Here is a 20,555-nt window from a genome sequence, read left to right as displayed (position 1 = left end):
CTATCTTTCCAGCACCAGCGACCGGCCCTCGAAGCGCGACACGCACGGCATGATCTTGCAGCCCGAGCGGTGGTCTTCCTCGCTCAGCCAGTGGTCGTTGTGGATGAACTTGCCATCGTAAGAGATGACATTGGTTTCGCATTGGCCGCAGACGCCGCCGCGGCAGAGATAGGGCGGATCGACCCCGGCCGCCTCGATGGCTTCCAGCAGGCTCTGCTGTTCATCGACGCGGATCGACTTGCCGCTGACGGCCAGCGTCACATCGAAAGGCAGTCCGGGCTGGGGTGCCGCGAAATGCTCGAAATGCACGGCCTCCGATGGCCAGCCCAACGCGGCCGCGCGGTCGCGCACCCAGTTGATCATGCCGGCCGGGCCGCAGACATAGAGATGCGTGCCGAGCGGCTGCGTCGACAGCAATCGATCAAGATCGATGCGCTCGTCACGGTCGTCATGGTAGAGCCTGATGCGCCTGTCGTAGCGCTCCCGCAGCACGTCGGCATAAGTGCCCAGAGAGGCGGTCCGGCAGGTGTAGTGCAGTTCGAAATTGCCGCCCTCGCCCGCCAGTTGCGCGGTCTGCGCCATGAAGGGCGTGATGCCGATGCCGCCGGCCAGCATCAGGTGTTTCCTGGCACGCAAGTCGAGCGAGAACAGATTGACGGGATAGCTGATCACCATCTCCAGGCCCGGCTTGACGGACCGGTGCATGAACAGCGAGCCGCCACGCCCGACATCGTCGCGGCGGACCGAGATCGTGTATTCGCGCGTGTCGAGCGGCGAACCCATCAGCGAATAGGGATTGAGCCGGGTGCGATCGCCGTCGCGCATCTCGACCACGACATGGGCGCCGCCAGAAAAGGTCGGCAACAGCTCGCCGTCGCGCCTGCGGAAATGGAAGCGGGTGACCAGTTCGTTGACCGGAACGACGTCGCTGACGACGACATCGAGTTTTGTGGTGCCGGTGCTCATGGGAAGGCCTCCTCCATTGGAGGAATCTCCGAGCGATCCTCGGCATTGATGCAGACGCCCTGGAAAGCCGCCAGCCGCCGCGAATAGTGATCGCGCACCAGAAGCAGCAAGCCGCAATGCGAACAGGTCGCTGGCTGTGTCGTGACGTTTTCGGTGATGCCCTTGCAGTGAACGCACTGCATGCGCCTGGCCAGCGAGCCACGATGCTCCGTCTGCATGGAGGTGTGGTCGATGCCGGCTTCGAGCGCCACCTGCATGGCCTGGCCGATCAGTCCCTCGGTGCCGGCGAGGTAGAGGCGCAGGCCCATATGGGCATTGCCCAGCGTCTGCTTCAGCCTCGGCAGCAGGCTGGCAAAGGATGGTGCCTGATGAAACTGCGCCGGCTTCAGCGCTTCGAGGGCGGCGACGTGTTTGTTGTCCGGCCCCGGAATAAAGTCGATTTCGGCGCCATCGAAAAACCCGGCAGGCGCTTTTGCGGCCATGTCTGAAATAGCGAGCGCACCTTCGGCATCGGCGATGAAAAGATGGTGTTTGCCGGGCTGCGGACAGAGCGTTCCGTAGACCGGCCGGCTGATGATGCTTTTTGCTGCCATTTAAATCTTCGTGCCTCGAACCCCTCGCTGTTGATTATGCCTCAGCCTTTCGCCGTGCGCTTGGTCTTCTTGGGATCGTCGAACGGCAATGGCTGCGCCGTCGCCTTGATCGACCCGCTCTTGTTGCGGATTTCGAGCTTGGTGTCCTTGACCGCGCAGTCGACGTCGAGGCGGGCGATGCCCATCGATTTCTTGACCAGCGGCGAATACATCGCGCAGGTCACCACGCCGACCTTCTTGCCGTCGCGATAGACCGGCGCGCCTTCGTCGGCCGGCTCCTTGCCGTCGAGCAGCACGCCAAAAATCTTGAAGCGCTCCTTGCCCTTCAAACGGTAGTGTTCCTCGGCTCCGCGAAAGCCGGTCTTGCCGGGACTGACGGTAAAGTCGAGGCCGAGTTCCCACAGCGTATCGCCGGGGCCTTCATTCTCGAACGGATATTTTTGCGAATTGTCGTAGGGATAGAACAGCAGATAACTTTCGACCCGCAGCATGTCGAGCGTGGTGAAACGGCACGGAATGATGCCGGCGCTCTTGCCCTCTTCGAGGATCCTGTCCCAGATCGTGCCAGCATCCTGGCCACGGCAGAAGATCTCGTAGCCGCGCTCGCCGGTGTAGCCGGTGCGCGAGATCATGACGGGCAAGCCGAACAGCTGCGTCTGCATGTGATGGAAATAGTTCAGGTCGCGAATCCCCGGCACATGCTTGGCCAGATAGTCGACCGCGGTCGGTCCCTGCAGCGACAGATCGTGCAGATTGTCGTCGAAGCGTAGCGAGACATCGCGGCCCATCGCGGCGCGCTGCAATTCCTCATGGCCGGTGCCCGAGCCATGCACGACCATCCAGCTGTTCGGGCCGGTGCGGTAGAGGATGCAGTCGTCGGTGAATTTTCCCGCCTCGTTCAGCATGCAGGCATAGGCCGATTTGCCGGGGTAGATCTTTTCCACGTCGCGGGTGGTCGCGAGATCGATGAGATGCGAGGCGTGCGGCCCTGCGATGTGCACCTTCTTCAAGCCCGACACATCCATCAGCCCGGCCTTGGTGCGGATGGCGATGTACTCCTCGTCGGCATCCTTGTCGTAGGTCCAGGCGGTGCCCATGCCGCTCCAGTCTTCGAGCTTCGAACCCAGCGCGCGATGGCGATCCGCCAGGGTCGAAAATCTCCAGGATGCCGTCATCCGCTCGTCCTCCGTTCAAAAATCCACTGTTCCCCGCTCCTTGGCGCGGTGGCCGGAGCTTTGGAGCGAATATTGACCGCAAACGCGGGAGAGCCGCAATCCCCTGAATGCAAATAATTTCATTGTCAGGCAAAATTGACCGCCCCAAGCAAACAGTTAACTCAGCGTAAATTCGTCTTGACAATTGCGGTAAACGGTCTGAATTTATGAAAAAAATTTCACTCTCTTGAAAGAGAGCGACGCAAGGTGGATTCGGAACCGGGCGTCGAAAAAAGGGGACAAACCGATGTCAGACCTGCAGCAGCGCATCGAGGCGCTGTACCGTTCCGATTTGCGCGGATCCGCGTTGCTGATCGTCTGCCTGTGGGCGACGATCCTCTTCGTCCTGTTCATGACATGGCCGTACATCCCGCACGCCGGCATCAAGGCCGTCGTCGCGATCGCCGCCGCCGCCGTGCTGATCTTCAACACGGCCGCGATCCTGGCGATGGTCAAACACTACAAGGAAGACAAGGACTTCATCTACGGCCTCGACATCAAGAACGCCGACGCATCCCGCAACCGCCAGTCCTGAGGGGTACAAGAAATGTCCCGCTATACGCCGCCGGAGCAGAGCAAGGCCGGCCAGGTTTTCGATATCGTCGTCGTGGTTGTCGCCATCTTCGTGGCGTTGTGGCTGCCGCTGAAGCTCGGCCTTGCCGGAGCCGCCAAATCCATCGACGCGCTCGATGCCAAGACCTGGGAAGCGCTTGGCCAGAACCCGACCATGGCAGCCATCTGGGAGAAGCTCGGCTACACACCCGAGACTGCGCATGACATCATCCAGAATCGCTTCCACTATGTCATCGACTGGCCGACGCTGATCATCATGGCGGCGGTGCTGATCGGTTATTTCGTCTTCCTGTTCCGAGCCTCCGACCGCGAATATCGCGACGTCATCAACGAAAAATTCAACGACAAGTAAGAGTTCCGAAGACAAGCAATCGGGGACGCACCATGTGGATTTCACTCTCTTACGCATGCTGGGGCATCTCGATCGTGCTCGCCCTGTGGATGCTCTACGACTGGTTCAAGGTCGACACGACCTATTCCGAAGACGTTCTGACCTCGTCACGCGAAGGCGAGCTTGAAGCCGTTTCCGAGAAACACCGGATTTGAGTGGGGACGAACAATGACGACGACCGTACTTGAACCGGCAATTCACGGCGACAGGGTTTCACTGCTGCGGGTGCTCGGCCCGGCCCATGTCTGGGCACTCGGCGTCGGCATCGTTCTGGTCGGTGAATTCACCGGCTGGAATTTTTCGGCCGACAAGGGCGGCGCGCTCGCCGCGCTGATCGTCTGCTGGATCGTAGGATTGCTCTACACCTCGGTCGCCATGATCGATTCCGAAGTGACGTCGACGGTGGCGGCTGCCGGTGGCCAGTATGCGCAGGCCAAGCATATTGTCGGGCCGCTGATGGCCTTCAACGTCGCGCTGTTCCTGGTCTTCGCGTACACGATGCTGGAGGTCTCCGACGCCATCCTGCTCGGCGACACCATCGTCGCCAAGGCCGGCGTCGAAGGGCTCACCCACAATTCATTCATCGCCGCCACCATCGTCGTGCTGGCCTGGCTCAACTATCGCGGCGTGCTGATGACGCTCAACGTCAACTTCGTCATCACCGCAATTGCCTATATCTCGATCGTCATCCTGTTCTTCTCGGTCAGCCCGTGGACGCAAGGCGCGGTGCTGAAGCTCAACGAGCTGGTGACGCCGGGCAATGCGCTGCCCTATGGCTGGATCGGCGTCATCGCCGCCTTCCAGTTTGGCATCTGGTATTATCTCGGCATCGAAGGCACCACGCAGGCGGCCGAGGAAGTGCGTTCGCCGGCCCGCTCGCTGCCCTACGGCACGATGGCCGGCATGATCACGCTTTTGATCGCCGCCGCCATGACCTGGTATGTCTGCGCCTCGCTGATGCCTTGGGAATATCTCGGCATCACCTATTATCCGCTGTGGGACGCCGGCAAGCTCACCGGCAGTCCGCTGCTGGAAAACCTCTTGTTCATCGCGACGCTGCTGGCTGCGCTGGCTTCCGCCAATGGCTGCATCAACGATGCGGCGCGCGCATGGTTCTCGCTCGGCCGCGACCGTTATCTGCCGAGCTGGTTCTCGGCCGTGCACCCGAAATATCGCACGCCCTACCGCTCGATCCTGTTCCTGCTGCCGATCGCGCTCGCCTTCGCCTTCATTGCCGACCTCAACCAGGCGATCACGTTCTCGATCCTGTCGGGCGTGCTGCAATACACCTTCATGAGCATCAACATCATGATGTTCCGCAAGAAGTGGCCGCTCGGCACGATCCGCCGCGGCTACACGCATCCCTTCCATCCGCTGCCGGCGATCGTGTTGTTCTGCCTTTGCGTGGTGACCTTCTTCGCCATCTTCCTCGGTTTCGGCTCACAGCTGATCGCGATGACCATCTTCTATTTCCTGATCTCGCTGTGGTTCCATTTCTACCGCTACAAATTCGTGCGGCGCGGCGACCAGTTCACCATGCCGTGGCCGAAACCGCAGGGCTATTGATGGGAGACGGCCTGCCCCGATCCTTGGCGGGCCGGACATGACAAAATGTCCGGAGTGACATCAGCACTGCTCGCCGGGGCCATTGTCCTGGCTCTCGCCCTCCATCTTGCGTGGCTGGCACGGCGCAGCCGCAACAGGGCCTTGGCGGCGCTCGCCGCCGACGAAGCACGCATACGCACCATTGTCGCCGACGCCGCTGATGTTTCGGACGGCACCGCCGGTGTTGTCACCTGGGAAGGGTCGTGGAACGGCCGGCGCGTTCAGTTGCGCACCATCGTCGACACGCTGGCGACACGAAAACTGCCGGCGCGTTGGCTCAGCGTTTCGATCACCGAAAAGGTCGCGGTCCCAGCGACCTTCGACATGATGATGCGGCCGGGCTCGCCGACGACCTTCTCCAATTTCGACCATCTACAGCATACGCTGCCGAAGGCTCCGGGATTTCCCCTCGAGGCGGTGCTGCGGACCGACCGCCGCGGCACGCGGTTCCCGCAAGGCATCATTGCCGATCATCTGCAACCCTTTTCGGAAGGGCGCGCCAAGGAGCTGCTGATCACGCCAAACGGGGTGCGCATCGTGTGGCTGCTGGCCGAGGCCGAACGGGCGCGCTACGGCGTTTTCCGGCAGGCCGCGTTCGGTGGGGCACAGATCGATCCAGGGCTGATCGAGCGGCTGCTCACCTCGCTCTCGGCGCTGCGCGACGCCATCAACCGAAGCGAACGGCAAGCCGCATGACCGGTTCGAACACGCAGCCGGCGCCGGTGAGCCCTTATCTCGTCCTCGGCGCGTCAATCGTGCTGCCGGCGAGCGGCCATGTCATTCTGGGCGTGCCGGTGCGCGGGCTGCAGTTCCTTTTCTTCATGGTGATCCTGGCATGGGTGACCGCCAAGATCGCGCCGCCCGACGCCAGCTTCATCGGCCGTCACGCCGGCGGCTTCCTGATCTATGCGCTATCCATCCTGGACGCCTACAAGCTCGCCCGTATCCGCCATGCCCGGTGGGTTCACAATGCCACGCAGGGCAGCGATAATTCGCATGGCGGCATTACGCCCCATACGTAACTAGAGGAAAATTTTTTTCATATGATTGAATTTGCGGGACTCATTCGATACATCATCTTCTAGCTACAAACGCCGGGAGGCTGACATGTGTGGAATTGTCGGACTGTTTTTGAAAGACAAGTCGCTGGAGCCCAAGCTCGGCGCGATGCTGTCGGAGATGCTGGTATCGCTCAGCGATCGCGGGCCCGACAGTGCGGGCATTGCCATCTATGGCGCGCCTTCCAGGAATGAAGCCAAGATCACCATCCAGTCGGCGAAGCCCGGGCGCGATTTTCGCGACCTCGATAGCGAGCTTGCCAAGGCCATCGGTGCGCCGGTGAGCATTGCGGTCAAGTCGACGCACGCCGTCGTGCGGACGACGCCGGCCAAGATCGACGAAGCGCGCGAGACCATCCAGGCACTTCGCCCCGACATCCGCATCATGGGCGCCGGCGACGTCGTCGAGATCTACAAGGAAGTCGGCCTGCCGGAAGCGGTGGTCGATCGCTTCGACGTCCGCAAGATGGCCGGCACGCATGGCATCGGGCACACCCGCATGGCAACGGAATCGGCGGTGACGACGATGGGCGCTCATCCCTTCTCGACCGGCGCCGACCAGTGCCTGGTGCACAATGGCTCGCTGTCGAACCACAACAATGTCCGCCGTGAGCTGATCCGCGAAGGCATGAAATTCGAGACCGAGAACGATACCGAGGTCGCCGCCGCCTATCTCTCGTCCCAGATGGCGCATGGCAAGAACCTCGGCGAAGCCTTGGAAGGCACGCTCTCGGATCTCGACGGCTTCTTCACCTTCGTCGTCGGCACCAAGAACGGTTTTGGCGTGGTGCGCGACCCGATCGCCTGCAAGCCCGCCGTCATGGCCGAAACCGACCAGTATGTCGCCTTCGGCTCGGAATATCGCGCGCTGACCAAACTGCCCGGCATAGACAATGCGAGGGTCTGGGAACCGGAACCCGCAACCGTCTATTTCTGGGAGCATTGAGTTCATGACGGCAACCAAACTTTCAAAGGCGGCGGCCCACGACCACGCCTCGCGGATCTTCGATCTTGATGTGTCTTCGCTGCGCGAGCTCAACCAGGCGCTGCACAATCTGACGCCCGGCTCGAACGAAACGGCGTGGGAAGTGCTGCACCCGAAGGGCAGCCATTCGGTTGCCGTCGGCGTCGACCAGCCCGTGACCATCGATGTGCGCGGCAGCGTCGGCTATTATTGCGGCGGCATGAATTCCGGCAGCACCATCACCGTGCACGGCTCGGCCGGGCCCGGCGTCGGCGAGAATATGATGTCGGGCTCGATCATCGTGAAAGGCGATGCCAGCCAATATGCCGGCGCCACCGGCAAGGGCGGATTGCTGGTCATCGAAGGCAATGCGTCGTCGCGCTGCGGCATCTCGATGAAAGGCATCGACATCGTCGTGCACGGCAATATCGGCCACATGTCGGCCTTCATGGCGCAGTCCGGCAATCTGGTGGTGCTGGGCGATGCCGGCGATGCGCTGGGCGATTCCATCTACGAGGCGCGGCTGTTCGTGCGCGGCAAGGTCGACAGCCTCGGCGCCGACTGCATCGCCAAGGAGATGCGGCCCGAGCATCTGGAACTGCTGCAGGACTTGCTCGACCGCGCCGGCGTCACCGGCGTCAAGCCATCGGAGTTCAAGCGCTACGGCTCGGCGCGCACCCTCTACAATTTCAATATCGACAACGCCGACGCGTATTGAGGCAGCATGACCTATCGCAACCCGCCGACGACGCCGCGCAAATCCGCGACCTTCGACGACTACACGCTTTCCGAAATCCGCCGCGCCGCGGCGACCGGCATCTATGACATCAGGGGCGCCGGCGCCAAGCGCAAGCTGCCGCATTTCGACGACCTTTTGTTCCTCGGCGCCTCGATCTCGCGCTATCCGCTCGAAGGCTATCGCGAACGCTGCGACACCAGTGTCGTGCTCGGCTCGCGCCATGCCAAGAAGCCGATAGAGCTGAAGATCCCGATCACCATTGCCGGCATGAGCTTCGGTTCGCTCTCCGGTCCGGCCAAGGAGGCGCTCGGCCGTGGCGCGACGCTGTCGGGCACGTCGACCACGACGGGCGATGGCGGCATGACCGAGGAAGAGCGCGGCCATTCCAAGCAACTGGTCTATCAATATCTGCCGTCGCGCTACGGCATGAATTTGCGCGACCTGCGCCGTGCCGATGCCATCGAAGTCGTCGTCGGCCAGGGCGCCAAGCCGGGTGGCGGCGGCATGCTGCTTGGCCAGAAGATTTCCGACCGCGTCGCCGAGATGCGTACCCTGCCGAAAGGCATCGACCAGCGCTCCGCCTCGCGCCATCCCGACTGGACCGGCCCGGACGATCTCGAGATCAAGATCCTCGAGCTGCGCGAGATCACCGACTGGGAAAAGCCGATCTACGTCAAGGTCGGCGGCGCCCGCCCCTATTACGATACCGCGCTTGCTGTGAAGGCCGGCGCGGATGTCGTCGTCGTCGATGGCATGCAGGGCGGCACGGCCGCCACGCAGGAAGTGTTCATCGAAAATGTCGGCCAGCCGACGCTCGCCTGCATCCGGCCGGCAGTGCAGGCATTGCAGGATCTCGGCATGCACCGCAAGGTGCAGCTGATCGTCTCGGGCGGCATCCGCAATGGCGCCGATGTCGCCAAGGCGCTGGCACTCGGCGTCGACGCGGTCTCCATCGGAACGGCGGCGCTGGTCGCGCTCGGCGACAATGATCCCCGCTGGGAGGCGGAGTATAACGAGCTCGGCACCACATCAGGCGCCTATGATGACTGGCATGAAGGCCGCGACCCTGCCGGCATCACCACACAGGACCCGGAGCTGATGAAGCGGATCGATCCTGTGGCTGCTGGACGGCGGCTGGCCAACTATCTGAAGGTGATGACGCTGGAGGCGCAGACGATCGCCCGCGCCTGCGGCAAGAACAGCCTGCACAATCTCGAACCCGAGGACCTCGTCGCATTGACGATCGAGGCAGCCGCCATGGCCGGCGTGCCGCTGGCCGGCACCAACTGGATACCGGGGAAGAACGGCTTCTAAGACAGCATCCAAAGACATAAGCGAGGAATTATAATGGGGAACGATCTCGCCGCTTTCGCCAAAAAGAACGGCGTCAAATATTTCATGATTTCCTACACCGACCTGTTCGGTGGCCAGCGCGCCAAGCTGGTGCCGGCGCAGGCGATATCAGACATGCAGAAGGATGGCGCCGGCTTTGCCGGTTTCGCCACCTGGCTGGACCTGACGCCGGCGCATCCCGACATGCTGGCAGTGCCGGATCCAGACTCGGTCATCCAGTTGCCGTGGAAAAAGGAGGTGGCCTGGGTCGCCGCCAATTGCGTCATGGACGACAAGGAGGTCGACCAGACGCCGCGCAATACGTTGAGGCGGCTGATCGCGGAGGCCGCCGGCGACGGCATGCATGTCAAGACCGGCGTCGAGGCCGAGTTCTTCCTGATCTCGCCGGACGGCGGCGTCATCTCTGACCAATACGACACTGCGTCAAAGCCCTGCTACGACCAGCAGGCGGTGATGCGCCGCTACGACGTCATCGCGGAGATCTGCGATCACATGCTGGCGCTCGGCTGGGGGCCCTACCAGAACGACCATGAGGACGCGAACGGCCAGTTCGAGATGAACTGGGCCTTCGACGACGTGCTCGCCACCGCCGACAAGCACTCCTTCTTCAAGTTCATGGTCAGGTCGGTGGCAGAGAAGCACGGCCTGCGGGCCACCTTCATGCCGAAACCCTTCCAGGGCCTGACCGGCAATGGCTGCCATGCCCACATCTCGGTGTGGGACAAGGCGGGCAAGACCAATGTCTTCGCCGACAATTCGATGGAGCTTGGCCTGTCGGCCAAGGGCAAGAACTTCCTCGGCGGCATCATGAAGCATGCCTCCGCGCTTGCCGCGATCACCAACCCGACGGTCAATTCCTACAAGCGCATCAACGCCCCGCGCACGATTTCGGGCGCGACCTGGGCGCCGAACACGGTGACCTGGACCGGCAACAACCGCACCCACATGGTGCGCGTGCCGGGCCCCGGCCGCTTCGAACTGCGCCTGCCCGACGGTGCTGCAAACCCCTATCTCTTGCAGGCTGTGATCATTGCCGCTGGCCTCGACGGCATCCGCTCGAAGGCCGATCCCGGCAAGCGCTACGACATCGACATGTACCAGCACGGCCACACGGTGAAGGGCGCTCCGAAACTGCCGCTGAACCTGCTCGACGCACTGCGCGAGTTCGACAAGGACAAATCACTCAAGGCGGCGCTGGGTGAGGAATTCTCGTCGGCATACCTAAAGCTGAAGCACCAGGAATGGAATTCTTATGCTTCGCACTTCACGCAATGGGAGCGCGACCACACGCTGGACATATAGCCGTCCTGCCGGTGCGAGCGACCTCGGAATGAACGTATGAAATACTCGATCTTCTCGCTCGCCCGTGCCGCCCTTTCCGGCCACAAGAACTGGCAGCGCACCTGGCGCGACGCCACGCCGAAGGATCGCTACGACGTGGTGATCATCGGCGGTGGCGGCCACGGCCTGGCCACCGCCTGGTTCCTCGCCAGCGAATACGGCATCAAGAACGTCGCGGTCCTGGAAAAAGGCTGGATCGGTTCGGGCAATGCCGGCCGCAACACCACCATCATCCGCTCCAATTACGGCCTGCCCGGCAACACCGGCTTCTACGAATTGTCGATGAAGCTGTGGGAGCGGATGGAGCAGGACCTCAACTACAATGCGATGGTCAGCCAGCGCGGCGTCATCAACCTCTACCATTCCGACGCGCAGCGCGACGCCTATGCGCGGCGCGGCAACACCATGCGCATCAACGGCATCGACGCCGAACTGCTCGACCTCGCTGCGGTCAAGAAGATGATGCCGTTCCTGAACTTCGACAATGCGCGCTTTCCCGTGCAAGGCGGATTGCTGCAGCGGCGCGGCGGCACGGCGCGGCACGATGCCGTGGTCTGGGGTTATGCCCATGCGGCGAGCGGGCTTGGCGTCGACATCATCCAGAATTGCGAGGTGACCGGCTTTGTCAAGGACGCCAACGGCAAGGTGACTGGTGTCGAAACCTCGCGAGGCAGGATCGGCGCCGGCAAGGTCGGCATGGCGGTCGCCGGCTCCTCGTCACGCGTCGCTGAAATGGCGGGCCTGCGCCTGCCGATCGAAAGCCATGTGCTGCAGGCTTTCGTCTCCGAGGCGATCAAGCCGTTGATCCCCAATGTCATGACCTTCGGCGCCGGCCATTTCTATGTCAGCCAGTCGGACAAGGGCGGCCTTGTCTTCGGCGGCGACATTGACGGCTACAATTCCTACGCCCAGCGCGGCAATCTGCCTGTGATGGAGGATGTCTGCGAGGGCGGCATGGCGCTGATGCCGATGATCGGACGCGTGCGGCTTTTGCGCCAGTGGGGCGGCATCATGGATATGTCGATGGACGGCTCGCCGATCATCGACAAGACGCCGGTCGACGGCCTCTATCTCAACGCGGGCTGGTGCTATGGCGGCTTCAAGGCGACGCCCGGCTCAGGCTTCGTCTTCGCCCACCTGCTGGCCCGCGACACGCCGCACGAGGAAGCTGCACGGTTCCGCCTCGACCGGTTCCGGACTGGCGCCATGATCGACGAAAAGGGCCAGGGCGCCCAACCGAACCTGCACTGAGGACGGCCGGAAAATCATGCGCATTGTCTGTCCCTTCTGCGGCGAACGCGAACTCGGCGAGTTCACCTATCTCGGCGACGCCAAACCGGTGCGGCCGGCGGCGGGTGCCGGTGAAGATGCTGTCTACGATTATGTTTATCTGCGCGACAACATCGCCGGCGTGATGAGCGAGAACTGGTATCACGGCGGCGGCTGCCGGGCGTGGCTGAAGGTCACCCGCAACACGCTGACGCATGAGATTTCGGCGATCGAACCGGCAGCGGGTGCCGGTGCGGCGAAGGTTGGCGCGTGATGGCCGGTGGGCAGACAAACCGGCTGAACAATGGCGGCCTCATCGACCGCTCGGCGCCGCTGAACTTCCGCTTCGACGGCAAGAGCTTTTCCGGCTTCGAGGGCGACACGCTGGCGTCGGCGCTGGTTGCCAATGGCGTCAAGCTGGTCGGGCGCTCGTTCAAGTATCATCGCCCGCGCGGCATCCTGACCGCGGGCTCGGAAGAACCCAACGCGCTGGTCGAACTGCGCACCGGTGCCCGGCGCGAGCCGAACACCAAGGCGACGACGGCCGAGCTTTACGAAGGCCTCGAGGCCGCCAGCCAGAATCGCTGGCCGTCGCTGCGCTTCGACGTGATGTCGGTGAACCAGCTGTTCGCACCGATCTTCGTCGCCGGCTTCTACTACAAGACCTTCATGTGGCCGGCGAAATTCTGGGAAGCCATCTACGAGCCGGCGATCCGCCGCGCCGCCGGTCTTGGCCGTGCCGCCGGTGTTGCCGACCCGGACCACTACGACAAGGCCTGGGCGCATTGCGATGTGCTGATCGCCGGCTCCGGTCCGGCCGGTCTGGCGGCAGCATTGGCCGCCGGCCGCAGCGGCGCCCGCGTCATCCTGTGCGAAGAGGATTTTGCGTTCGGTGGCCGGTTGCTGTCGGATGGCGGCACGATCGATGGCCTGCCGGCCGCCGAATGGTTGTCGCGGGCGCTGGCTGAACTGGCGGCAATGCCCGATGTCCGCATCCTGACCCGCACGACGCTGTTCGGCGTCTATGACGGCGGCACCTACGGCGCGCTGGAGCGGGTCAACGACCATATGCCCTCGCCGCCCGAACATCAGGTGCGCCAGCGGATGTGGCGCATCGTGGCCAAGCGCTGTGTGGTCGCGGCCGGCGCCCTTGAGCGGCCGATCGTTTTCGCCGGCAACGACACGCCCGGCGTGATGATGGCTTCGGCGATGCGAACCTATGTCGGACGCTATGCCGCTGTTCCAGCAAAGCGCATCGCGCTGTTCACCAACAATGAGGATGGCTGGCGCACGGTCGAGACCGCGCTTGGTGCCGGGCTGCAGATCGCGGCGGTGATCGACGCGCGGCCGGACGTTTCGCCGTCACATCGATCGCTGGCCTCCAGGAATGGCTTCACGGTGCTGCACGGCTCCGTCAGCGGCGTTGACGGCGGCAAGGACGGTGTTCGGAAAATCGCAGTGTCGCTCACCGGCGGCGCGCGCGCCGAAGTCGAGGCCGACGGGCTCGCGGTTTCCGGCGGCTGGAATCCGGCGGTCGGGCTCACCTCCTATCATCGCGGCCGACCGAAATGGCGCGACGACATTGCTGCCTTCGTGCCCGACGGCGCGCCTCCCGGCATGGTCGCAGCCGGTGCGGCCAACGGCGACTTCGGACTTGGCGCCTGCCTCGCCAAAGGGTTTGCCGCCGGCGTGGCAGCGGCACATGGTGCCGGACATAGTGGCAAGGCAGGCACCGCGCCTGTTGCCAACGACGAGGCATTCTCGCTGACGCCGCTCTGGCACGTCGCCGGCAAGGGCAAGGCCTTCGTCGACTACCAGCACGATGTCACCGCCTCCGACATCGAACTGGCGCAGCGCGAGGGTTTTGAATCGGTCGAGCATCTGAAGCGTTATACGACGCTCGGCATGGCGACCGACCAGGGCAAGACGTCCAATGTCGCCGGCCTAGCCATCATGGCAGCGGTGACCGGAAAATCCATTCCAGAGACTGGCACGACCATCTACCGGCCGCCTTACGTGCCGGTCGCCATCGGCGCCTTTGCCGGCCATCATCGCGACGAGACGTTCCACGCGACGCGGCTGACGCCGTCGCATCACTGGGCCGCCGAACAGGGTGCTGTCTTCGTCGACACCGGCCTATGGAAACGCGCGCAATGGTATCCGCGCGCTGGCGAGAAGGACTGGCTGGAATCGGTGACCCGTGAGGTCAAGGCCGTGCGAAGCGGCGTCGGCTTTTGCGATGTCTCGACGCTCGGCAAGATCGACGTGCACGGTCTCGATGCCGGCGCCTTCCTCGACCGCGTTTACATCAACACCTTCTCCAACCTCGCCGTCGGCAAGGCGCGCTACGGGCTGATGCTGCGCGAGGATGGCATCGTCTATGATGACGGCACGACGTCGCGGCTGGCCGAGGACCACTATTTCCTGACCACCACGACCGCCAAGGCCGGTTTGGTGATGCAGCACCTCGAATTCTGCCGGCAGGTGCTGTTTCCCGAACTCGACGTGCAGCTGACCTCCGTCTCCGACCAGTGGGCGCAATTCTCGATCGCCGGCCCTAAAACCCGCGGCCTGCTGAAGGAGATCGTCGACCCGGCGGAGGACCTTTCCAATGAAGGTTTTCCCTTCATGGGCGCGCGGGAAGTCGCATTGCGCGGCGGCATCAAGGCAAGGCTGTTCCGCATCTCCTTCTCCGGTGAGATGGCGTTCGAGATTTCCGTGCCGGCACGCTACGGCGAGGCGATGGCGCGCAATCTGATGCTGGCCGGCGAGCCGTTCGGCGTCACGCCTTACGGCACCGAGGCGCTCGGCGTGATGCGCATCGAAAAGGGCCACGTAGCCGGACCGGAACTGAACGGTACGACGACGGCGGCCGATCTTGGCCTCGGCAAGATGACGTCGACCAAGAAAGATTTCATCGGCCGCGTCATGGCCGGCCGCGAGGCGCTTGTCGCGCCTGACCGGCAGGTCGTCGTCGGCATCAAGCCGACGGACAGAGCGCGCCGCCTGCGCTCGGGCGCGCACATCATCCCGAAGGGGCAGACGCCCGGGCCAGGCAACGACCAGGGCTATGTCACCTCGGTCTGCTTCTCGCCGACATCAGACCAGTGGATTGGGCTCGCGCTTGTCGAGCGCGGACGCGAGCGCATCGGCGAGATCGTCCATGCGCATGACCCGATACGCGGCGAGGACTATGACGTCGAGCTCTGCAATCCCGTCTTCTATGATCCAGATGGAGGGCGCCAGCGTGGCTGAGTTTTCCTGGGACGTTCGCAGTCCGCTCGATCGCGCGCTCGCGGTGGGGCGGTATGGTGCGCGTGGCGATGCCGGCGTGACGCTGACCGAGATCCGCAATTTCGACCTCGTCCAGGTGATGGCGCGGCGCGGCAAGGCGGCGGAGATGGCCAAGGCCGCGAAGGCACGCTTCGGCAGTGCGGCTCCGAAAACACCGCAGGCGGTGCAAGGCTCGGATGCCACGCTGATCTGGTCGGGACCTGATCAGTTTTTTGTCCTGTCGAAGGGCGGCAAGCACGCGATTGGGGCGCTTGGCCAAGCGTTCGCGCAATCGGCTTCGCTCTCCGACCAGTCGCATGCCCGTGTGCTGATCAGCGTTTCTGGCGTCAAGGCGCGGGCGATGTTGGCCAAGCTGTCGTCGATCGATCTGCATTCGGGTGTGTTCGCCGTCGGCGCGGCGGCGGCCACGTCGATGGATCACACCAGCGTCACGCTCTGGCGTGGGAATGACCTGGGGGATGGGCAGGCGGTGTTCAATATTCTGGTGTTCGCGACCTTCGCCGAGAGCCTTTGGCACACGATGCTGGACTCGGCTGCGGAGTACGGCCTGGCGATCGCGCATTCAGAGCAACTGGCGTAGCCCTTGCGCGCTTTTCCCTTCTCCCCTTGCGGGAGAAGGTGGCCTCGCGAAGCGAGGTCGGATGAGGGGTGCTCCAGCTTGGCACCGGCGGCACTCCGTCACCCACCCCTCAACCGTCTCGGCGCTGCGCGCCGATCCACCTTCTCCCACAAGGGGAGAAGGAAGAAGGGGTGGTCTGCCTTGCCAAACGCAATCGCGCTGCTATTCTTGCTGCTAAAATAATTTCACACACAGGCAAACTTGTTTCTCGAACCGCAAGGCTGAGATGAGCCAGTCGCCCTACCCAACCGTCATAGCCGGACCGCCGCGCCCGAGCCTCATCCTGAGGCCCGGTCAGATCGCGCTGCCGCCGGGCATGGAGCGCTACACGATCCAGGGCAACGGGGCTTTGCTGATCGAGGTCGAGGCCGGCGATATCATCACCGTACGCAATGTCGAAGGCGGCCAGGCCTGCGAAGTTCTGGCCTGGGACACCACAGGCACCACCGACCCCGGCATCTTCGGCGAAAAGTCCAACAGCAATGCCGCCGGCATCAAGGCGCTTCTCGCCGAAGGCGATGACAGTCTCGCATCCTTGCGCCGCGGGCTGGCGCGCCGGCAGGTGGTGCTCGATCAGGCAAAGGCGCTGCGCGTGTTCGGCAGCACAACGCCCGCCGGGACCGAACAGGCTTTCACCGTCACGCGCGACGGCTCGATGGTCATCGCCGCGCCCGGCGGACCGATGCTGGTCGACAGCCATGACACGGCAACGCCGCTCACCGTCATCGTGCGCCGCGCCACGATCCGCCTGAAGACAAAATCGCAGGTAGCCGATCCCCTCGCCGATCCGGTGCTCGACCTGCGCGTCCATTCGGCAACGGCGGAATCCTACTTCGTCAAGGCCGGCGACTATCTGCAGATCATCGATGTCGACGGCCGGCAATGCACCGACTTCCAGTGCTTTTCGGCGCGCAAGCTGGACAAGGGCCTCGACCATCCGCTCGACGTGACGACGACGCGCACGCTGATGGGGTCGAGTTATCCGATGCCTGGCCTGCATTCCAAATATTACGACCAGGACATGGAGCCGCTGGTCGAGGTGGTGCAGGACACATGCGGCCGGCATGATGCCTTCGCGCTGGCCTGTGCGGCGAAATATTACGACGACATCGGCTATCCCGGCCACACCAACTGCTCGGAGAATTTCAATGGCGCCCTGGCCGGCAAGGGCATCAATCCCCGCACCGGGTGGATGGCGATCAACTTCTTCTTCAACACCGCCATCGACGCGCATGGCGTGATGGTGTCCGACGAACCATGGTCGCGGCCGGGCGACTATGTGCTGCTCAGGGCGCTGACCGACATCGTCTGCGTCTCCTCCGCCTGCCCCGACGACACGACGCCGGCCAATGGCTGGGATCTCACCGACATCCATGTGCGGACCTATTCCGGCCAGCACAAATTCTCGCGAGCGATCGCCAGACGCATGACGCCCGATTCGGAACCGAAAATGACCCGCGAGACCTCCTTCCATTCGTCCTTTGCCAAGCACACCCGCAATTTCTCGGAATACAGGGGCTACTGGCTGGCCAACTCCTTCGCCAAGGAGGGGCCCATCGCCGAGTACTGGGCCTGCCGGCAGGACGCCGTGATCATGGACCTGTCGCCGCTCAGAAAATTCGAGGTCACCGGCCCGGATTCCGAAGCGCTGCTGCAATACACGCTGACCCGCGACGTGAAAAAACTCGGCGTCGGCCAGGTAGTCTACTCCGCCATGTGCTACGAGCATGGCGGCATGATCGACGACGGCACGCTGCTGCGGCTCGGCAAGGATAATTTCCGCTGGGTCGGCGGCGACGATCTGTCCGGCGAATGGCTGCGAGAGACCGCCAAGAAGCTTGGGCTTAATGTCCTGGTGCGCTCCTCCACGGACCAGATGCACAATGTCGCCGTACAGGGCCCAAAAAGCCGCGATATCCTCAGAGAAGTGATCTGGACTTCGCCGCTGCAGCCTTCGATCGATGAGCTCGAATGGTTCCGCTTCGCGGTCGCCCGCATCGGCGGCGGCAACGGCATTCCGGTCGTCGTCTCGCGCACCGGCTATACCGGTGAGCTCGGCTATGAGATCTGGTGCCATCCGCGCGACGCCGAAAAAGTGTTCGACGCCATCTGGGAAGCCGGCCAGCCGCATGGGCTGAAGCCGATGGGCCTGCAAGCGCTCGACATGGTGCGCATCGAGGCCGGGCTGATCTTCGCGGGCTACGAATTCTCCGACCAGACCGATCCGTTCGAGGCCGGCATCGGCTTCACCGTGCCGCTGAAAAGCAAGACCGACGATTTCATCGGCCGCGAGGCGCTGATCCGCCGCAAAGAGAACCCGCAGAACAAACTGGTCGGGCTCGACATCGACAGCAATGTCGCGGTCGGCCATGGCGATTGCGTGCATGTCGGCCGCGCCCAGATCGGCGTCGTCACCTCGGGCATGCGGTCGCCGGTGCTTGGCAAGAACATCGCGCTGGCCAAGCTCGACGTCACCCACGCGGCTGTTGGTACCGAGGTCGAGATCGGCAAGCTCGACGGCCACGCCAAACGGCTGCCGGCGCGTGTCGTCGCCTTCGCCCATTACGATCCGCAGAAGACCCGGCCGCGCTCCTGATTGCTGCCCTCCGGACAGGCAAAACCGCGCGCGTCAGAGGTGCCGCGAGACGTATCGCCGCCTGCGCGCGCAAGCGTGATGTGCACGGAGTCACAAAACGCTTGACGTGAAAGCGCGCTGGATCAATCTTCACTCCTAAGAAAAAAATACGACTGAGTGGAAACACCGGAGTCGTCAGGTCATGTGCCGGGGAGCAAGCTTCGCAAAGCCGAGGCATCGCTGGCGGGGAACACGAGAAAAAGGGGAAGTCACTGACATGAGCACCATAAGCACGGCCCTCGAGCAGCCTGCCGAAAGCAAGCTGCTCAGGCATATCGACTGGCGCGGCGCCTTCTGGGTGGCGAGCGGCGTTCCGGCACTGGTCCTGTTTTCGATCGGCGGCATCGCCGGCACGACCGGGACGCTGGCCTTCCTGATCTGGACGGTGTCCATGATCATGGGCTTCCTGCAATCCTTCACCTATGCCGAGATCGCCGGCCTGTTCCCAAACAAGTCTGGCGGCGCTTCTATCTACGGCGCCACCGCCTGGCTGCGCTATTCCAAGTTCATCGCGCCGCTGTCGGTGTGGTGCAACTGGTTCGCCTGGTCGCCGGTGCTGTCTCTCGGCTGCTCGATCGCCGCCGCCTATATCCTCAACGCGCTGGCGCCGGTGCCGCTGTTCACCGAGACCTCGCCTGATGTCGTCGCCTATATAGCGGCGCATGCCGGAACAGCGCCCGCGGACGCCATCACGGCGGTGACCGCGGCCGCGACACCGGCGATCCGCAACTGGACGCTGTACAGCCACACGCTGGGTCCGGTCTCCTTCACGCTCAACGCCACCTTCTTCATCGGCGCGGTGCTGATGCTGATCATCTTCTCGATCCAGCATCGCGGCATCCTCGGCACGGCCAATGTGCAGAAATATATTGGCCTGCTGGTCATCATCCCGATGCTGATCGTCGGCGTCGTGCCGATCTTCACCGGACAGATCAACTGGGCCAATTTCTCGCCGCTGGTGCCGCTGGCGGCCGCCTATGCGCCGGACCCGGGCGCCTGGAACATCGCCGGCTGGACGCTGGTGCTCGGTGGCATGTTCATCGCCGCCTGGTCGACCTACGGTTTTGAAACCGCCGTCTGCTACACCTCCGAGTTCAAGAACCCCGGCACCGACACGTTCAAGGCCATCTTCTATTCCGGCCTGCTCTGCATGCTTCTGTTCATCCTGGTGCCCTTCACCTTCCAGGGTGTGCTGGGCTTGAACGGCATGCTGGCGACACCGATCGTCGACGGCTCGGGTGTGGCGGATGCGCTGGCCGGCATGGTCGGCGGCGGCAAGATTATCCACAGCCTGCTGGTGATGCTGATGATCCTGGCGCTGGTGCTGTGCATCATGACGGCGATGGCCGGCTCCTCGCGCACACTCTACCAGGGCTCGGTCGACGGCTGGTTGCCGCGCTATCTCAGCCACGTCAACGAACATGGCGCGCCGACGCGCGCGATGTGGACCGACCTCTGCTTCAACCTGATCGTGCTGGCCATCGCCTCGGCCGACGCGACGAGCTTCTTCTTCATCCTCGCCGTGTCGAATTGCGGCTACATCATCTTCAACTTCCTCAACCTCAATGCCGGCTGGATCCATCGCATCGACAACGGCCATATCGCGCGGCCGTGGAAAGCGCCGACCTGGCTTCTCGGGATCGGGGCGATCTTCGCCTATGTCAACGCGATCTTCATGGGCGCCGGCGCCAAGGTATGGAACCCGATGGCGCTGTGGGCCGGGCTGATCACCGCGGCACTGATTATCCCAGTGTTCTGCTACCGCCACTACATCCAGGACAAGGGCAAATTCCCCGACCACATGCTGGCCGATCTCGGCATGACGGGAGCTGACCTCGCGGTTAAGAAAGCGGGCATGCTGCCCTATCTGACGCTGATCGCCGGTGTGGCGGTGATGCTGATCGCAAACTGGGTATTCGTCATCTGACAGGCCGACTTATG

General features: G+C 63.3%; 19 protein-coding genes. 16 read left to right on the top strand and 3 right to left on the bottom strand.

Annotated features, from left to right (window positions below):
• Genes FJV80_RS01135 through FJV80_RS01125 form a run of 3 tightly spaced genes read right to left on the bottom strand, consistent with a single transcriptional unit; the run spans position 1 to position 2,734 of the window.
• A complete protein-coding gene (locus tag FJV80_RS01135) occupies positions 1 to 966 on the bottom strand; it encodes a PDR/VanB family oxidoreductase (RefSeq protein ID WP_142875344.1) in 966 nt (321 codons plus the stop codon).
• Positions 963 to 1,559, bottom strand: a complete 597-nt coding sequence (locus FJV80_RS01130) for a dimethylamine monooxygenase subunit DmmA family protein (RefSeq protein ID WP_142875343.1) — start codon at positions 1,557 to 1,559, stop codon at positions 963 to 965. The genes FJV80_RS01135 and FJV80_RS01130 overlap by 4 nt, the downstream gene beginning before the upstream one ends.
• A gap of 41 nt (positions 1,560 to 1,600) precedes the next feature.
• Complete coding sequence (locus FJV80_RS01125; RefSeq protein ID WP_142875342.1) at positions 1,601 to 2,734, bottom strand: aminomethyltransferase family protein; 1,134 nt, start codon at positions 2,732 to 2,734, stop codon at positions 1,601 to 1,603.
• A 286-nt stretch (positions 2,735 to 3,020) separates the two neighbouring features.
• On the opposite strand from FJV80_RS01125, the gene FJV80_RS01120 reads away from it, so the two are divergent.
• The 16 genes from FJV80_RS01120 to FJV80_RS01045 all read left to right on the top strand — a co-directional run bounded on the left by FJV80_RS01120 (position 3,021) and on the right by FJV80_RS01045 (position 20,541).
• A complete protein-coding gene (locus tag FJV80_RS01120) occupies positions 3,021 to 3,308 on the top strand; it encodes a hypothetical protein (protein ID WP_095771134.1) in 288 nt (95 codons plus the stop codon).
• Positions 3,309 to 3,320: 12 nt separating this feature from the next.
• Positions 3,321 to 3,698, top strand: a complete 378-nt coding sequence (locus FJV80_RS01115) for a hypothetical protein (protein ID WP_095771135.1) — start codon at positions 3,321 to 3,323, stop codon at positions 3,696 to 3,698.
• 32 nt (positions 3,699 to 3,730) lie between these two features.
• Positions 3,731 to 3,892, top strand: a complete 162-nt coding sequence (locus FJV80_RS01110) for a hypothetical protein (RefSeq protein WP_019856863.1) — start codon at positions 3,731 to 3,733, stop codon at positions 3,890 to 3,892.
• 13 nt (positions 3,893 to 3,905) lie between these two features.
• On the top strand, positions 3,906 to 5,303 hold the full coding sequence (locus FJV80_RS01105) for an amino acid permease (protein WP_095771136.1): 1,398 nt from the start codon (positions 3,906 to 3,908) through the stop codon (positions 5,301 to 5,303).
• Positions 5,304 to 5,348: 45 nt separating this feature from the next.
• Complete coding sequence (locus FJV80_RS01100; protein WP_185975109.1) at positions 5,349 to 6,038, top strand: hypothetical protein; 690 nt, start codon at positions 5,349 to 5,351, stop codon at positions 6,036 to 6,038.
• The gene (locus FJV80_RS01095) at positions 6,035 to 6,364 is read left to right on the top strand and encodes a hypothetical protein (protein WP_142875341.1); all 330 of its coding nucleotides are present in this window, start codon (positions 6,035 to 6,037) and stop codon (positions 6,362 to 6,364) included. The genes FJV80_RS01100 and FJV80_RS01095 overlap by 4 nt, the downstream gene beginning before the upstream one ends.
• An 85-nt stretch (positions 6,365 to 6,449) precedes the next feature.
• Positions 6,450 to 7,346, top strand: coding sequence for a glutamine amidotransferase family protein (locus FJV80_RS01090; RefSeq protein ID WP_142875340.1), 897 nt, complete (start codon positions 6,450 to 6,452; stop codon positions 7,344 to 7,346).
• Between the two features lie 4 nt (positions 7,347 to 7,350).
• The gene (locus FJV80_RS01085; RefSeq protein ID WP_142875339.1) at positions 7,351 to 8,082 is read left to right on the top strand and encodes a GXGXG domain-containing protein; all 732 of its coding nucleotides are present in this window, start codon (positions 7,351 to 7,353) and stop codon (positions 8,080 to 8,082) included.
• Positions 8,083 to 8,088: 6 nt separating this feature from the next.
• Positions 8,089 to 9,417: an FMN-binding glutamate synthase family protein gene (locus tag FJV80_RS01080; protein ID WP_142875338.1), complete on the top strand. Its 1,329-nt coding sequence runs from the start codon at positions 8,089 to 8,091 to the stop codon at positions 9,415 to 9,417.
• A gap of 33 nt (positions 9,418 to 9,450) precedes the next feature.
• Entirely contained in the window at positions 9,451 to 10,758 is a 1,308-nt protein-coding gene (gene glnT / locus FJV80_RS01075; protein WP_095791252.1) for a type III glutamate--ammonia ligase, read from the top strand.
• Between the two features lie 36 nt (positions 10,759 to 10,794).
• The gene (locus FJV80_RS01070; protein ID WP_142875337.1) at positions 10,795 to 12,048 is read left to right on the top strand and encodes a sarcosine oxidase subunit beta family protein; all 1,254 of its coding nucleotides are present in this window, start codon (positions 10,795 to 10,797) and stop codon (positions 12,046 to 12,048) included.
• A 16-nt stretch (positions 12,049 to 12,064) separates the two neighbouring features.
• Positions 12,065 to 12,340: a sarcosine oxidase subunit delta gene (locus tag FJV80_RS01065; RefSeq protein WP_140887637.1), complete on the top strand. Its 276-nt coding sequence runs from the start codon at positions 12,065 to 12,067 to the stop codon at positions 12,338 to 12,340.
• The gene (locus FJV80_RS01060; RefSeq protein WP_142875336.1) at positions 12,340 to 15,321 is read left to right on the top strand and encodes a sarcosine oxidase subunit alpha; all 2,982 of its coding nucleotides are present in this window, start codon (positions 12,340 to 12,342) and stop codon (positions 15,319 to 15,321) included. The genes FJV80_RS01065 and FJV80_RS01060 overlap by 1 nt, the downstream gene beginning before the upstream one ends.
• On the top strand, positions 15,314 to 15,940 hold the full coding sequence (locus tag FJV80_RS01055; RefSeq protein WP_142875335.1) for a sarcosine oxidase subunit gamma family protein: 627 nt from the start codon (positions 15,314 to 15,316) through the stop codon (positions 15,938 to 15,940). Before FJV80_RS01060 ends, FJV80_RS01055 begins: the two co-directional genes overlap by 8 nt.
• A gap of 265 nt (positions 15,941 to 16,205) precedes the next feature.
• Entirely contained in the window at positions 16,206 to 18,575 is a 2,370-nt protein-coding gene (locus tag FJV80_RS01050) for an aminomethyltransferase family protein (RefSeq protein ID WP_142875334.1), read from the top strand.
• 256 nt (positions 18,576 to 18,831) lie between these two features.
• A complete protein-coding gene (locus FJV80_RS01045) occupies positions 18,832 to 20,541 on the top strand; it encodes an APC family permease (RefSeq protein WP_095771146.1) in 1,710 nt (569 codons plus the stop codon).
• The last annotated feature ends 14 nt before the right edge of the window (positions 20,542 to 20,555 follow it).

The sequence above is a fragment of the Mesorhizobium sp. WSM4310 genome, assembly GCF_007003935.1.
GTDB lineage: Bacteria > Pseudomonadota > Alphaproteobacteria > Rhizobiales > Rhizobiaceae > Mesorhizobium.
This window is presented reverse-complemented; position numbering and strand designations above follow the sequence as displayed.